General features: G+C 65.1%; 16 protein-coding genes. 12 read left to right on the forward strand and 4 right to left on the reverse strand.

Features of this window, described 5'->3' with window-relative positions; translation table 11 throughout:
* Positions 1-9: 9 nt before the first annotated feature.
* Genes AC3QL2_RS23170 through ygfZ form a run of 3 tightly spaced genes read right to left on the reverse strand, consistent with a single transcriptional unit; the run spans position 10 to position 2099 of the window.
* Positions 10-777 (reverse strand): NRDE family protein, encoded by a 768-nt coding sequence (locus AC3QL2_RS23170; protein ID WP_493232681.1) that lies wholly within the window; start codon positions 775-777, stop codon positions 10-12.
* The gene (locus tag AC3QL2_RS23175; protein WP_493232682.1) at positions 768-1058 is read right to left on the reverse strand and encodes a DUF4936 family protein; all 291 of its coding nucleotides are present in this window, start codon (positions 1056-1058) and stop codon (positions 768-770) included. The genes AC3QL2_RS23170 and AC3QL2_RS23175 overlap by 10 nt, the downstream gene beginning before the upstream one ends.
* Positions 1059-1067: 9 nt before the next feature.
* On the reverse strand, positions 1068-2099 hold the full coding sequence (ygfZ, locus tag AC3QL2_RS23180; RefSeq protein ID WP_493232683.1) for a CAF17-like 4Fe-4S cluster assembly/insertion protein YgfZ: 1032 nt from the start codon (positions 2097-2099) through the stop codon (positions 1068-1070).
* Positions 2100-2269: 170 nt separating this feature from the next.
* Here ygfZ and mltG point away from each other — a divergent pair, with 170 nt between their 5' ends.
* From mltG to AC3QL2_RS23210, 6 genes are read left to right on the forward strand one after another with little or no spacing between them, the layout of a single operon-like run.
* Positions 2270-3271, forward strand: coding sequence for an endolytic transglycosylase MltG (gene mltG / locus AC3QL2_RS23185; protein ID WP_493232684.1), 1002 nt, complete (start codon positions 2270-2272; stop codon positions 3269-3271).
* Complete coding sequence (gene tmk, locus AC3QL2_RS23190) at positions 3268-3885, forward strand: dTMP kinase (protein WP_493232685.1); 618 nt, start codon at positions 3268-3270, stop codon at positions 3883-3885. The genes mltG and tmk overlap by 4 nt, the downstream gene beginning before the upstream one ends.
* On the forward strand, positions 3882-4943 hold the full coding sequence (gene holB / locus AC3QL2_RS23195) for a DNA polymerase III subunit delta' (RefSeq protein ID WP_493232687.1): 1062 nt from the start codon (positions 3882-3884) through the stop codon (positions 4941-4943). Before tmk ends, holB begins: the two co-directional genes overlap by 4 nt.
* A complete protein-coding gene (locus AC3QL2_RS23200; protein ID WP_481122657.1) occupies positions 4940-5308 on the forward strand; it encodes a PilZ domain-containing protein in 369 nt (122 codons plus the stop codon). The genes holB and AC3QL2_RS23200 overlap by 4 nt, the downstream gene beginning before the upstream one ends.
* Before the next feature lie 30 nt (positions 5309-5338).
* Positions 5339-6112 carry a TatD family hydrolase gene (locus AC3QL2_RS23205; protein WP_493232688.1) on the forward strand — a complete coding sequence of 258 codons (774 nt, stop codon included), beginning with the start codon at positions 5339-5341 and terminating at the stop codon, positions 6110-6112.
* Positions 6109-6795 (forward strand): ankyrin repeat domain-containing protein, encoded by a 687-nt coding sequence (locus AC3QL2_RS23210; RefSeq protein WP_493232689.1) that lies wholly within the window; start codon positions 6109-6111, stop codon positions 6793-6795. The genes AC3QL2_RS23205 and AC3QL2_RS23210 overlap by 4 nt, the downstream gene beginning before the upstream one ends.
* Here AC3QL2_RS23210 and AC3QL2_RS23215 read toward each other — a convergent pair.
* Positions 6788-6982: a hypothetical protein gene (locus tag AC3QL2_RS23215; protein WP_493232690.1), complete on the reverse strand. Its 195-nt coding sequence runs from the start codon at positions 6980-6982 to the stop codon at positions 6788-6790. The two genes, AC3QL2_RS23210 and AC3QL2_RS23215, sit on opposite strands and share 8 nt — an antisense overlap.
* A 197-nt stretch (positions 6983-7179) precedes the next feature.
* Here AC3QL2_RS23215 and AC3QL2_RS23220 point away from each other — a divergent pair, with 197 nt between their 5' ends.
* The 6 genes from AC3QL2_RS23220 (at position 7180) to nifH (ending at position 13692) form a co-directional block, all read left to right on the forward strand.
* The gene (locus tag AC3QL2_RS23220; RefSeq protein ID WP_493232691.1) at positions 7180-8388 is read left to right on the forward strand and encodes a tyrosine-type recombinase/integrase; all 1209 of its coding nucleotides are present in this window, start codon (positions 7180-7182) and stop codon (positions 8386-8388) included.
* Positions 8389-8646: 258 nt separating this feature from the next.
* On the forward strand, positions 8647-9033 hold the full coding sequence (locus tag AC3QL2_RS23225; RefSeq protein ID WP_493232692.1) for a hypothetical protein: 387 nt from the start codon (positions 8647-8649) through the stop codon (positions 9031-9033).
* A gap of 40 nt (positions 9034-9073) precedes the next feature.
* Positions 9074-10471, forward strand: a complete 1398-nt coding sequence (gene nifE / locus AC3QL2_RS23230) for a nitrogenase iron-molybdenum cofactor biosynthesis protein NifE (RefSeq protein ID WP_493232693.1) — start codon at positions 9074-9076, stop codon at positions 10469-10471.
* An 11-nt stretch (positions 10472-10482) separates the two neighbouring features.
* A complete protein-coding gene (gene nifN / locus AC3QL2_RS23235; RefSeq protein ID WP_493232694.1) occupies positions 10483-11889 on the forward strand; it encodes a nitrogenase iron-molybdenum cofactor biosynthesis protein NifN in 1407 nt (468 codons plus the stop codon).
* Between the two features lie 10 nt (positions 11890-11899).
* Positions 11900-12490, forward strand: coding sequence for a NifB/NifX family molybdenum-iron cluster-binding protein (locus AC3QL2_RS23240; protein WP_493232696.1), 591 nt, complete (start codon positions 11900-11902; stop codon positions 12488-12490).
* Between the two features lie 314 nt (positions 12491-12804).
* Positions 12805-13692, forward strand: a complete 888-nt coding sequence (gene nifH / locus AC3QL2_RS23245; RefSeq protein WP_493232698.1) for a nitrogenase iron protein — start codon at positions 12805-12807, stop codon at positions 13690-13692.
* The last annotated feature ends 10 nt before the right edge of the window (positions 13693-13702 follow it).

Consider the following 13702-nt stretch of genomic DNA (forward strand, 5'->3'; position numbering starts at 1 on the left):
GCGTGGGGCTCAGACCCGTGCGATCCGGAAGGTCTCGGCGAGCCGCCTGGTCTCGATGCCCACTTCGTTCCAGGTGATCTCGACGACCTGCACGGCGTCGTGGCGATCCTGACGGATCAGCGTCGAGCAGCGGGTGCCGTAGCCCGGCGCGCGGATGAAGGCGCTCGACAGCATGCGCTCCCAGGCCAGGCTCACGCCGGTACGGGGCAGGCTGGCATCGGCGGCGGGGCGATCGTCCCGCAGCAGGGCTTCCAGTTGCACCGTGTCCGGCAGCGCGCCCAGCGCCTTGCCGAGACGGGACTTGCCAGCCACGGCCTTCGGCCAGGGTGTGTCGAGTAGATGGTTGGAAAGCGCGTAGAGACCGGGCGGCAGGGTGTGCGCCGCGCCGCTTTCGCTCTCGTAGATGCCGAGGGACTCGCCGTCGGACACCAGCAGGTTGAAGGCGTTGTAGCGCGGGCCCTCCCGGCGCAGCCGTTCGAGGGCGGACACGGTGCTTTCAGCGCTGGCGAGAAAATCCGTGACCAGCTGGCCGCGGGACGGTCGCCCGTCCCGCTGGAGCTGGGGATCGCGGAAGTTGGTCAGGCCGGCGAAACGTCCGCCACGGGTCACACCGAGCCAGGTGCCGCCCGCTTCGAGATCGCGCCCGGCAAGGATCGACGGGTGCTCAGGCCACCAGTTGGCAGCAGCAGCCGGACGGGCAAAGAATTCGTCACGATTGGCAGCCACCACCAGCGGAAAGTCTGGATGTGCTTGCCAGGCCAGCAGGATCAGGCACATGGGACGAAGCGTTCGACGTGGCGGCGGCCGTTATCGGCGATGAAGCGGGCCAGCCCCTGGCGCTCGACTGCCTGCTCGAGGCTGCGCTCGAACTCGGCAGGGGCGCCAACGTTCTCGTAGATCTCCATCCACGTCCACGGGTCGTCGGCCTTGCGCAGGAAGCGCCCGGCAACACCGGTTTCCCGGTGGATATCGGCCTGCAGCAGATGGAGCACCCGGGCCAGGTCGACCTCAGTGCCGATCCGTACCGGGTAGTAGATGTAGTAATGGGACAGGGCCAAGGAAGAGACTCAGGGCAGGGCGTAGGGCAGGGGCAGGAACTGAACGGTCGGGCCGGCCGGCGTGCCCAGATGGACCTCGGTCGATTCGGCGCTGGACGTCTGCAGCACCACCAGCACGTCGAAACCACCCTCGGGGGCGGGGGCCGCGCTGACCACCTTGCCGGCGGACTGCTCGCCGAACTCGGGGGAATACACGTCGGTACCGGCCAGCGGCGCCGAGTCGATGTCCGCATGCACGCGGAACATGCGCTTCTTGAGCTTGCCCAGGTAATGGGTGCGGGCGACGATTTCCTGGCCCGGGTAGCAGCCCTTGGTGAAGCTCACGCCACCGATCAGCTCGTAGTTGAGCATCTGGGCGACGAACTCTTCCTGGATCGGCTGGGTGACGACCGGGAGGCCTTCCGAGATGTCGATCCACTGCCAGGCCGCCGAACCCGCCGGCACGGCGCCGGACGCGACGAACTTTTCCCACAGCCCGGCGGCTTCGGACAGCGGTGCGGAAACGATGAAGCGTGCTCCATCGAGGCGCACGACGGTCGCGATGCCGGACGCGGTGGCCCGCGGCGCGCCGGGAATGTGCAGGCCGGCGGCTTCGAGCGCCGCACCCGCCTGCGGGCCGGCCAGGCCGATCAGCACGCTGTCGCCACTGTCGTCCATCAGGCGCACCTTGGAACGCAGGATGTACATGGACAGCTTCTTCAGGATCGCGGCGTGGATGTCCGCCGACAGGGTCAGCAGGTAGTCGCTGCCTTCCCGCCACAGCAGGAGGTTGGCGAGCATGCGGCCCTTCGGGCTGTTGAAGCTGGTGAATTGGGCCTCGTTGGGGCCGAGCTTCTTCACGTCGTTGGAGAAGAGGTTGTGGAGCAGCACGCTGGCGTCTTCGCCACTGGCGCGGATCGCGCCGAGGTGCTGCAGCGGCACCACCACGGTACCCTGGGCGGCGAGGATCACATCCTGCCGTTCGTCTTCATGGAACTTGACGGAGAAGTCGGAAAAACTCGCGCCTTTCGCGCCCAGATAATTTTGCCAAGTTGCGTTCATCAGTCTTGTCCTGTCGCAAAAACGAGTCTCAAAGTGGTTTGCGCTATTATGGGCGCTGCCGCACGGGGGTTGCCAGCGCTTTCGAAGCAATAATCAAGCCCTCGTGAATCTGCCAGGACATCCTCCTTTCTTCACTGCATTCGTTCGTTCCCGACGCGCCAAGTTCCCTGATGAAGCGCCTGTTTTTTCGCTTGCTGACCCTGGTCCTGCTGTGCGCTGTCGGCGCCATCGGACTATTGGCATGGTTCGCACACACGCCGGTGCATTTGCGCCAAAGTCCCCTTGATTTAACCATCGAACCCGGCTCGCCGATGAAGCAGGTGGCTCGCCAGGTCGTCGATGCGGGCATCGATGTGGAGCCCTTCGCCCTTGTCCTCCTTTCCAGAATGACCCGGCAGGCCAACGGGATCAAGGCCGGAAGCTACGAGGTCGAGACGGGCGTCACGCCGCTGGGGCTGCTCGACAAGCTGACCCGCGGGGATGTCACACAGGCCGAGCTACCGCTGATCGAAGGCTGGAATTTCCGCCAGTTCCGGGCCGCGCTGGATCGCCACCCCGACCTGCGCCACGACAGCGCGGGCCTGGACGACGCGGAGATCCTGCGCCGCATCGGCGCCGCCGCAACCCATCCGGAAGGCCTGTTCTTTCCTGACACCTACCTGTTCGCCAAGCGAAGCAGCGACCTGGACATCCTGCGCCGCGCCTACCGGCATCAGCAAAAGGTCTTGCTGAAGGAGTGGGCGCAGCGGGATGGCGGGCTGCCTTACAGGAATCCCTACCAGGCACTGATCATGGCTTCCCTGGTCGAGAAGGAGACCGGGCAGGCCAAGGACCGGCCGCTGGTGGCCTCGGTCTTCCTCAACCGCCTGCAGGCCGGCATGCTGCTGCAGACCGACCCGACGGTGATCTACGGTCTCGGCACGGACTTCGACGGCAACCTGCGCAAGCAACACTTGCAGAACGACACACCGTACAACACCTACACGCGGCCCGGCCTGCCGCCGACGCCGATCGCCATGCCGGGCGTGGCCGCGCTGCAGGCGGCGCTGCACCCGCCGCGCACCCAATACCTGTATTTTGTCGCCCGTGGCGACGGATCGAGCGCCTTCTCGCGCACTCTCGACGAACACAACCGGGCAGTGGCCCAGTACATCCGGAAACGCAACCCGTGAAATCCCGCTTCATCACTTTCGAAGGCATCGACGGTGCCGGCAAGAGCAGCCAGATCGCGGCGGCTGTCGCGTTGATCGAATCCCGCGGTATCGAGGTCGTGCAGACCCGCGAGCCGGGCGGAACGCCGCTCGGCGAGAAGCTGCGCGAGATCGTGCTGCACGAACCGATGCACCTGGAGACGGAAGCCCTGCTGATGTTTGCGTCGCGCCGGGAGCACCTGGCCCAGCGCATCGAGCCGGCCCTGGCGGAAGGCAAATGGGTGGTGTCGGACCGCTTCACCGATGCGACCTACGCTTACCAGGTGGGCGGGCGCGGGCTGGATGAAGGCCGTTTTGCGGCACTTGAACAGTGGGTGCATCCCCACCTGCAACCGGACCTTACGCTGATCTTCGACCTCGACCCGAAAGTGGCCGCCCAGCGCCTCGCCGGCACCGGCAATGCGCCCGATCGCTTCGAGCGGGAACAGGCAGACTTCTTTGCCCGCGTGCGGGACGCCTATCTCAAGCGCGCCGCAGCGGCCCCCCAGCGCGTGAAGGTGGTGGACGCAGGCAACGATCCGGAAACCATCCGGGCCGAGGTGGCGGACATCCTGCTGCGGAACTGCTTCCAATGATCTTCGAATGGCAGGCGCCCCTGTGGCAGCGGGCAGTGGATCGGGCTGAACGCATGCCCCATGCGCTACTGTTTGCCGGCCCGGCTGGCGGCGGTAAACGCGTCTTTGCCGAAGCGCTGGCGGCCCGCGTGCTGTGTGCCAGGCCCGGGCCCGACGGCCACGCCTGCGGCGTTTGCGAGGACTGTCTGTGGCGCCAGGCCGGCAATCACCCGGACCTGTTGCGCGTGGTGCCGGAGGCCGACCAGGAAGAGCGCGGCGAAGGCGCCGCCGAGAAGCCGGAGGGCGGCAAGGCGGCCAGCCGTCAGATCGTCATCGAGCAGATCCGCGATCTGCAGCAGTCGCTGACCACCGGCGGGCACCGGGGCAGCCAGCGGGTCGTCATCGTCGATCCTGCCGAGGCGATGAACGTGTTCACCGCCAACGCGCTGCTCAAGCTGCTGGAGGAGCCGACCACCAACGTGCAGTTCCTGCTCATTTCGTCGTCGCCCAAACGCCTGCTGCCGACCATCCGCAGTCGGTGCCAGACCTGGGCGTTCTCGCGCCCGCCGGCCGATACGGCCACCCGCTGGCTGGCCGAGCGCCAGGTTGCCGACGCGGAAGCCTTGCTCGCCTTTGCCGGCGGCATGCCGCTGGCCGCGTCGGAACTGGCGGAAGGCGGTGGCGCAGCGGCCTTGCGACGTTTCGTCGCCGACGTGAGCGCGGTGCCGGCCAAGGCCCCGCTGCGTCTGGCCGGGGAGTGGGACAGTTGGCTGAAGAGCAAGGATGCCCAGTCCAGCGGGCTCGACATGGCGACCCTGACGAGCTGGCTCCAGCGCTGGATCGCCGATCTGGTCAGCCTCCGCCTCGGCGGTCCGGTACGTTTCTTTCCAACCCGACTGAGCGCGCTACAGGTCATTGCGGACAGGCTGTCCGTGGATACGGCCCTCGGCTGTTACAATGACATCACCCAGTCGCGCCGCGTGGCCCAGCATCCGCTCAACGCGCGGCTCTTTCTCGAAGACATGCTTCTGCGGTACGCCCGGAGTATCCAGGCAACCGCAACGACGGTGCGCCGATGAATGAACCCGTTAGGCGGCCGGCCCAGGCCCGGCCCAGCGTCCTGTCCCTGAACATCAGCTCCAAGTCGGCGCTCTACGCCGCCTACATGCCGTTCATCAAAAACGGCGGGATCTTCGTGCCCACGGCCCGCGAATACAAGCTCGGCGACGAGATCTTCATGCTGCTGCAGATCATGGATGATCCCACCAAGCATCCGGTGGCCGGCACGGTGGTCTGGCAGACCCCGGCAGGCGCCCAGGGGAACAAGACCCAGGGCATCGGGGTCAAGTTCAGCGAGGACGAGGCCGGACAGGTGCTGCGCAACCGGATCGAGCAGATCCTGGCAGGGCACCTGGGTTCGTCGCGTCCCACTCATACGATCTGATCCGCCCGTCTTATTTCCGATTGCGCTGCAATGCTTGTTGATTCCCACTGCCATATCGATTTCCCCGATCTGATCGAAGACGAAGCCGGGGTGCTGGCCCGCATGGCCGACAACGGTGTCACCCACGCCCTGTGCGTCAGCGTGAAGCTGGAAACCCTGCCGGGCATCCTGGCCCTGGCGGAACGCCACGCCAACGTGTTCGCGTCGGTTGGTGTGCATCCGGACAACGCCGACTGCGAGGAGCCGGACGAAGAGCGCCTGCTGGCACTGGCCGCCCACCCGAAGGTGGTGGCGATCGGCGAGACCGGGCTCGATTACTACTGGCACAAGGACGCGCCGGAATGGCAGCGGGTGCGCTTCCGTACCCACATCCGCGCCGCCCGCCGCAGCGCCAAGCCGCTGATCATCCATACCCGCGATTCGGCGGCCGACACGATCCGCCTGATGCACGAGGAGGATGCGGGTGCTGCCGGTGGCGTGATGCACTGCTTCACGGAAACCCGCGAGGTCGCCGAGCAGGCTCTCGATCTGGGCTTCCATATTTCCTTCTCGGGCATTGTCAGCTTCAAGAATGCCGAAGCCCTGCGGGACGTGGCCCGTTACGTGCCGGCCGACCGCCTGCTGGTGGAAACCGACTCACCCTACCTGGCACCGATGCCGTACCGCGGCAAGACCAACCAGCCGGCCTATGTCCGGCACGTTGCTGAAGCTGTTGCCAAGGCCCGCGGCGAAAGCCTGGAGCAGATCGCCGAGCTGACGACCCGGAATTTCTTCAGGCTTTTCAAGGACGCACAACCGTCATGAACTCCGTTTTCAAGCTTCGCGCCTTGCGCCTGCTGGGCGCCTGCCTGATCAGCGCTCAACTGTGCGTCCCGGCCGCCGCGGCTTCCCTGGACGACCTCTTCAACGCAGCCAAACTCGGCGATGCTGCCGAAGTGGTGCAGCTGGTAAGGCAGGGCATGGACGTGAATTCGAGCGATCCCAGCGGCAACACCTTGCTGATCCTCGCCGCCCGCGAAGAACAGCCCAAGGTCGTCGCCGTACTGCTCAAGCAGCGCGGCGTCAAGCTGGATGCGCGCAACAGCGCCGGCGACAGCGCACTGATGCTGGCCAGCCTGCGCGGCTTCACCGGAATTGCACAGCAACTGCTGGACGCTGGCGCCACCTTTGACCATCCGGGCTGGAATCCCTTGCTGTATGCGGCCTTCGAAGGTCGTTTGGCCATCGTCAACCTGCTGCTTGAAAAGGGTGCCAACCCCAATGTGCTGGCGCCCAATCAGTCGACGCCGCTGATGTTTGCCGCCCGCAACGGACACGAGGACGTCGTGCGCGCGCTGCTGAAGGCCGACGCGAACATCGACTGGAAGAACGACCAGAACGAAAACGCCGAAAGCTGGGCCAGCAAGAACCGCAACACGGACATCGTCGAGTTGATTCAGGCCGAACGGAAGTCCCGGGCCGGCAAGCTGCAGCTCGAGATCAATTGACGCGGTAACGGTAGCGCCGGCTGTGCCCCAGGCGCCAGGGGAGGGAAGGCGCGACCTGGCGCAGCACACCGACCCCAACCAGCGCCAGCAGCGCAGGGACGGCGGCCTGCATGCCGTAGCCCCCGGCCAACAGCACACCCACCAGAACACCCGTGACCATCAGAATGCGGCAAATCAAGGTTTCCATCATCGACTCCTCAACACGATATTGAAGCCCGGCTGGGCGAATGAGCGGATGCACATGAAGCTGATCAGCTGCTCGATCCGGCACCGCGTTCTCGATAACTGTGATTATATACAGTCAACTGCTGTACGCAAGTCCAGTAGTCTGATTTCGTCCGTCCTGTCGAGCTGGCTCGCGTCCAGCCGGATACATCACTGTCCATGTCCATCACCTACACCACCGTGGTGCCGCTGCGTCCGCTGGACGAGATCATCGTTCCCGCCTGGCTCGATGGCCATGACGGCGCCAACCGCGCCGACCCGGCACGCCTGCAGATCCAGGCCACCACGGACGCGGACGCGATCCGCTGCTTCCTGTCCGAGTACGATCGGTCGCCGGGCACCTACCGGATCTACCAGCGGGAGTGCGAACGGCTGCTGCTGTGGTCGCTGGTGGATTGCGGGCGGCCTTTGTCCAGCCTCAACCGGCAGGATTTCGAGGGCTATCTGAACTTCCTCGCCGACCCGCAGCCGGCTGAGCTGTGGTGCGGCGCCAAGGTCAATCGCCTGTCGGAGAAATGGCGCCCCTTTGTCGGCCCGCTCAGCGAGAGCGCCGTGCTCACCGCGATGGCGGCCATCAATTCGCTGATGACCTACCTGGTGGATGCGGGCTACCTGATGGGCAATCCTCTGGGACTGATCCGCCAGCGCCGCCGCAAGATGTCCGGCGAGGTCACTGGCCCGCTGCGGGCCGTCGCGCAGACCGAGGAGATGGAAAAGGTCGAGCGCTTTCTCGACCAACAGATGTGGGATGCGGTGACGTCCGCCATCGAGGCGATGCCACGGGATGCCGAGCGGGGCCGCGACGAATACGAACGGGCGCGCTTCATCGCCGCCATCCTGTACATGCTGGCGCCCCGTGCCGGCGAACTGGAGTCCCACCGCATGAACAGCTTCCGCGAGGAGCGCGGGCTGTGGTGGTGGCACGTGGTGGGGAAGGGCGGCAAGAAGGCCAAGGTGCCGGTGGCGGACGACATGCTGCAGGCGCTGATCCGCTACCGCAAGCACCTGGGGCTCACCGCCGTGCCGCGCCGGGACGACAGCACGCCGCTGCTGGTGTCTGTGAAGGATGGCAGCCCGATCACCGCCCGCCGCCTGAACCAGATCCTCAAGCAGATCTTCAGTGCCGCGGCGGAACAGCTGCCGCCCGACGCCGAGCACAAGAAGGAAAAGCTGCGCGCCGCGTCGGCCCACTGGGGGCGCCACACCGGCATCACCGCCAAGCTCGACAGCGGCATCAACGAACGCTTCGTGCAGAAGGACGCCCGCCATACGGACGCCCGCACGACGCAGCGATACATCCACGAGGAAGAAGAGCGCTGGCACGACGAGGCACAGAAGCAGCGTTTGCCCTGGGCCGGAAAGAAATAGTCCGGCGGTATTTCCGGGCGGCACGCGGATGTGCGTCCGTCCTTTGAAGCGTTCCGGAATGTACCCGGACTCATAGCGCACTTTCCTGCTGCGCGCCTTGGGGAGTCATTCCGCCTCACGCCGCAATCCGCCTATTGGCGCGGATTTGCGGCGTTCTGCATTTCAATTTCAGGTTCATTTCCCCCGATTGCCCTCGGGTGGCCCGGAGCTTGCTGAATTGCATTTGTCGCAATAAGCCGATCCATCCGGGAGCTTGAAATGCAATCCGATGCACTACCCGTATTTCAGGCGCAAAGCACCGCGTCGTGCCGCATCTGCACAATTCGCCTCGAGCAATTGTGTTATCGGCGCGCCTGGTGGTTTCGCGTCTTCCGGGAAGTGCTTGCCACCGGCATCCGGCTATTTGCTTTCGCCTACGCGATCCGTGCCGAGGATCATCCGGCGCGCTCCCCGATGTGCTACCGCTGCTTGCGATTCAGGAAGAATGCCATCAAGGAACGCTCCGCGCTGTTCAATTGGCTGGACGCCTATTTGAACCCTTTTTTCAATCGGGTTCGGGATTCCTTGCTCACTGAGCAGGAAAAGGAGCACGCCCGCCAGCTTGCCCTGCGCGCGGCGGACCCTGATTTCAAGGACCACGACTGATATCGACCAACCGGCTCTGAATGGCTGAAGGGATACGACCATGAACGCAGATGAAATCCAGGCCCTGCTCGATGAGCCCGCCTGCGCGCACAACAACAAGGGCAAGACTGGCTGTGCCAAGTCGAAACCGGGCGCGACCCAGGGCGGCTGCGCCTTCGATGGCGCCCAGATCGCGCTGCTGCCGATCGCCGATGCGGCCCACATCGTCCACGGCCCCATCGGCTGTGCCGGCAGCTCGTGGGATGCGCGCGGAACACGCTCGTCGGGCCCCGACACCTATCGGCTGGGGATGACCACCGATCTTTCGGATATCGACGTGGTGATGGGGCGCGGCGAGAAGAAGCTGTTCCACGCCATCGGCCAGGCGGTTTCCCACTACCGTCCCGCGGCGGTCTTCGTCTACACCACCTGCGTACCGGCGCTGCATGGCGACGACGTAGCCGCGGTGGCGAAGGTTGCGGCCGAGCGCTGGCAGATCCCGGTGGTTCCGGTGGACTGTGCCGGCTTCTACGGCAGCAAGAGCCTCGGCAACCGGATTGCCGGCGAAACGCTGTATCGCCACGTGATCGGCTCCCGCGAGCCCGGACCGGCCCGGCCGCGCCCGGACGGCCTGTCGACCCACGACATCAATCTGATCGGCGAATACAACATCGTCGGCGAGTTCTGGCGCGTCGCGCCCCTGTTCGACGAGCTGGGGCTGCGCATCCTATGCACGCTGTCCGGCGATGCGCGCTTTCATGAAGTGCAGACCATGCACCGGGCGAAGGCCAACATGGTGGTTTGCTCCAAGGCCATGCTCAACGTGGCGCGCAAGCTGCAGCAGGATTACGGCACTCCGTTCTTCGAAGGCAGTTTCTACGGTGTCGAGGACACCTCCCAGGCCCTGCGGGATCTCGCCGGGCTTGTTGGCGACGCGGACTTCCGTGTGCGTACCGAGATCGTGATCGGCCGAGAGGAGGGCCGGGTGGCCCAGCGCCTGGCGCCGTTCCGCGAGCGCCTGGCCGGACGGCGGGCGCTGATCTTCTCGGGCGGCGTCAAATCCTGGTCGATCGTATCGGCCTTGCAGGACCTGGGCATGGACGTCGTGGCGACCGGCACCGAGAAGTCCACCGAGGAGGACCGCGCCCGCATCCGCGCCCTGATGGGCCCCGAAGCCCGCATGATCGGCAACAACGACCAGGGCGCGCTGATGGAGACCTGCCGCGACTACGGTGTCGACATCCTCTTCGCCGGCGGCCGCTACCTATATCCGGCGCTCAAGTCCGGCATCCCTTTCCTCGACATCAATCACGAGCGGGACTTCGGCTATGCCGGCTACGACGGCATCGTCGAACTGGCGCAGCACATCGCCGACGTGATCGACAACCCGATCTGGGCGCAGCTCGTTCGCAAGCCAGCGTGGCGCCAGCGGCGCGCCATGGCCCTGGCTTGCGCCTGACGGAGGCCGACATGGCAATGGTGCATATCTCGAACAAGCCGCTGACCGTCAATCCGCTCAAGGTCAGCCAGCCGATGGGCGCAACCCTGGCCATGCTGGGGTTGGACCAGGCGGTGCCACTGCAGCACGGCGCCCAGGGCTGTACCGCCTTCAGCAAGGTGTTCTTCACCCGCCACTTCCGCGAACCCGTACCGCTGCAGACCACCGCGATGGACCAGGTGGTGACGGTGATGGGCGCCGACAACAGTGTGATCGAAGCCCTGCGGACGGTCGCCGAACTCAACAACCCGGAAGTCATCGGCCTGATGACCACCGGCTTGACCGAGACCCAGGGCGCCGACATCGCACGGACGGTCAAGGAGTTCCAGCGCAGCAGTCCGGAATTCATGGACATCAGCGTGATTCCGATCAACACACCGGATACGCTCGGCAGCCTGGAAAGCGGCTACGCACGGGCGCTGGAAGCCGTCATCGAGCACCTGGTGCCGGAGGGCCGGGTAGCCGGCTACCGGCCCCGGCAGGTGAACGTGCTGCTGTCGTCGATGCTGACGCCGGGCGACGCCGAAGCCGTGCGGGCCTGGGTCGAGGCTTTCGGCCTGCGGCCGGTGATGCTGCCGGACCTGGGCGGCAGCCTGGACGGGCATTTCGACCCGGCGGGCTTCTCTACCCTGTCGCGCGGCGGCGTGTCGCGCATCGACGTGGCGACGATGGGCAAATCCATCGCCACGCTGGCCGTCGGTCCGTCCGTCTTCACCGCTGCGGATCGGCTGAAAGCCCGCACCGGCGTGCCGGATCACCGCTTCGACGGGCTGATGGGGCTGGCGCCATGCGATGCCTTCACCGAGGTGCTGGCCGGGCTTTCCGGGCGCTCCGTACCCGACAGGATCGACAGGCTGCGCGAGCAACTGCTCGATGCGATGGTCGATACCCATTTCGTGCTCGGTGCCTTGCGCCTTGGCGTGGCCGCCGATCCCGACCATCTGGGCATGCTGGCGCACTTCCTGACGGGCGTCGGCATCCACGTGGTCGCCGCGGTGGCTTCGAGCCGTGCGGAAGGGCTGGTGGACCTGCCGGTCGAAGCGGTTGTCGTCGGTGATCTGGAAGACCTGGAGGCGCAGGCCCAGGCGGGCAAAGCCCAGGTGTTGATCGCCAACTCCCATGGCGCGGACCTCGCGGAGAGGCTGCGCGTTCCGCTGCTGCGGGCCGGCTTTCCGCTGTACGACATCTTCGGCGGCGCGGCCCGCAAATGGGTTGGCTACGACGGGAGCCGCCAGGCGCTATTCGATCTGGCTAATCTCGCCAGCACGGCCCGCCCGGAAATCGCGCCGTATCGCTCCTTCTACGGAAAGGAGCGCCCCCCGGAAATGGACAGGAGCGCACCCGCCGCCGTGTCCGGCGCATCAACACTTCTCGGCTGAAGGAGATCCCATGTTACGTATTGCATTTGCCTCAACGGACCAGCAAAAGGTCGACCTGCATTTCGGTGCGGCCGATCGCCTGGTCCTGTTCGACGTGGAGCCCGGGCGGGCCAGCCTCATCGGCGTCGGAGAGTTCATCAAGGTGGAAATGAAGGGCAGCAACAAGGACAAGGGGCTGCCGCGGGAATTGCAGGGCATGGCCCTTCTGCCGTCGCAGCCCTACGCCCCCGCACCTGAAGACGTGTTGCCTCCGCCGGACAAACCACCGGAAGACAAGGTGATCGCCAAGCTGGACTTCCTGAAGGGCTGTGCGGCGGTCTATGCCGCGTCCATCGGTGCATCGTCGATCCGCCGCCTGATGGCCCTCGACGTGCAACCGATCATCGTGGATAACGGCCACGAGATCATGGACTTGCTGAACGAAGTGAGCTTTGCGCTGCACTACGGCGGACTGGCCTGGGTGGACCGCGCCGTGGCGAGGCTGGAGAAATCGCCCGACCGTTTCGACACTCTTGCGGAAGGGGATTGGGACGCGGAATCGACCGCCCTGAATCCCACCGTGATCCATCAACTGATTACCTCGATGGACGATTTAGCCTGACCGGTCTTCCCGCGGGGACGTGCCATCTGCCGCAACCGGGGAGCGCTCGGAGCCTTGCCGGATAAATGGACTCTTGGGTTGTCCATTTATCCGGCCTTTTTCATTTCAGGGTTTGATGCTTTTTGCGCCGCTCGCACAGAGGCGAACGCGGGCCGGATGGCTTCGTACTCAAACGAACGGCTTGATTTGCGGAAATTGAATTTCCAATTCAGAAAGGGGCGAAAACAAAAGGAAAACGGTAGAAAAATAATAATGGCATGCCCCTTGCTGATCAATTTTCGCCAGTCTTCATTCAATCAAACGGGGTAATAGAAATGAGCAAGAAACTGCGTCAATGCGCCATTTACGGCAAAGGCGGTATCGGCAAATCCACCACCACCCAGAACCTGGTCGCGGCGCTTGCCGAGGCCGGCAAGCGTGTGCTGATCGTCGGCTGCGATCCGAAGGCCGACTCGACCCGCCTGATCCTGCACAGCAAGGCCCAGACGACGGTCATGCACCTGGCCGCCGAGGCCGGCTCGGTCGAGGACCTGGAACTCGAAGACGTGCTGCAGACCGGCTTCGGTGACGTGAAGTGCGTCGAATCCGGCGGCCCGGAACCCGGCGTCGGTTGCGCTGGCCGTGGCGTCATCACCGCCATCAACTTCCTGGAAGAAGAAGGCGCCTACGACGAGGACCTGGATTTCGTGTTCTACGACGTGCTCGGCGATGTGGTGTGCGGCGGCTTCGCCATGCCCATCCGCGAGAACAAGGCCCAGGAAATCTACATCGTCTGCTCCGGCGAAATGATGGCCATGTACGCCGCCAACAACATCGCCAAGGGCATCGTGAAATATGCCAACTCCGGCAGCGTGCGCCTGGGCGGCCTGATCTGCAACAGCCGCAAGACCGACCGCGAAGACGAGCTGATCATGGCCCTGGCCGAGCGCTTGGGCACCCAGATGATCCACTTCGTGCCGCGCGACAACGTTGTGCAGCACGCCGAAATCCGCCGCATGACCGTCATCGAGTACGACCCGAGCGCGAAGCAGGCCGACGAGTACCGCGCGCTGGCCCGCAAGGTGATCGACAACACCAAGCTGGTAATCCCGACGCCGCTGGAAATGGATGGCCTCGAAGAGTTGCTGATGGAGTTCGGCATCATGGAGCAGGAGGACGAGTCCATCGTCGGCAAGACCGCCGCCGAACTGGCCGTCGCCTGACGACGACGTT

It is taken from the genome of Zoogloea sp. GW822-FHT05C07, assembly GCF_058800215.1.

Coding starts and splice junctions, on each gene's coding strand:
- AC3QL2_RS23200 (WP_481122657.1), top strand. CDS start 4,940: ATGAATGAACCCGTTAGGCGGCCGGCCCAGGCCCGGCCCAGCGTCCTG.
- AC3QL2_RS23210 (WP_493232689.1), top strand. CDS start 6,109: ATGAACTCCGTTTTCAAGCTTCGCGCCTTGCGCCTGCTGGGCGCCTGC.
- holB (WP_493232687.1), top strand. CDS start 3,882: ATGATCTTCGAATGGCAGGCGCCCCTGTGGCAGCGGGCAGTGGATCGG.
- ygfZ (WP_493232683.1), bottom strand. CDS start 2,099: ATGAACGCAACTTGGCAAAATTATCTGGGCGCGAAAGGCGCGAGTTTT.
- AC3QL2_RS23215 (WP_493232690.1), bottom strand. CDS start 6,982: ATGGAAACCTTGATTTGCCGCATTCTGATGGTCACGGGTGTTCTGGTG.
- AC3QL2_RS23220 (WP_493232691.1), top strand. CDS start 7,180: ATGTCCATCACCTACACCACCGTGGTGCCGCTGCGTCCGCTGGACGAG.
- AC3QL2_RS23225 (WP_493232692.1), top strand. CDS start 8,647: ATGCAATCCGATGCACTACCCGTATTTCAGGCGCAAAGCACCGCGTCG.
- AC3QL2_RS23240 (WP_493232696.1), top strand. CDS start 11,900: ATGTTACGTATTGCATTTGCCTCAACGGACCAGCAAAAGGTCGACCTG.
- nifN (WP_493232694.1), top strand. CDS start 10,483: ATGGCAATGGTGCATATCTCGAACAAGCCGCTGACCGTCAATCCGCTC.
- nifE (WP_493232693.1), top strand. CDS start 9,074: ATGAACGCAGATGAAATCCAGGCCCTGCTCGATGAGCCCGCCTGCGCG.
- mltG (WP_493232684.1), top strand. CDS start 2,270: ATGAAGCGCCTGTTTTTTCGCTTGCTGACCCTGGTCCTGCTGTGCGCT.
- AC3QL2_RS23205 (WP_493232688.1), top strand. CDS start 5,339: ATGCTTGTTGATTCCCACTGCCATATCGATTTCCCCGATCTGATCGAA.
- AC3QL2_RS23170 (WP_493232681.1), bottom strand. CDS start 777: ATGTGCCTGATCCTGCTGGCCTGGCAAGCACATCCAGACTTTCCGCTG.
- nifH (WP_493232698.1), top strand. CDS start 12,805: ATGAGCAAGAAACTGCGTCAATGCGCCATTTACGGCAAAGGCGGTATC.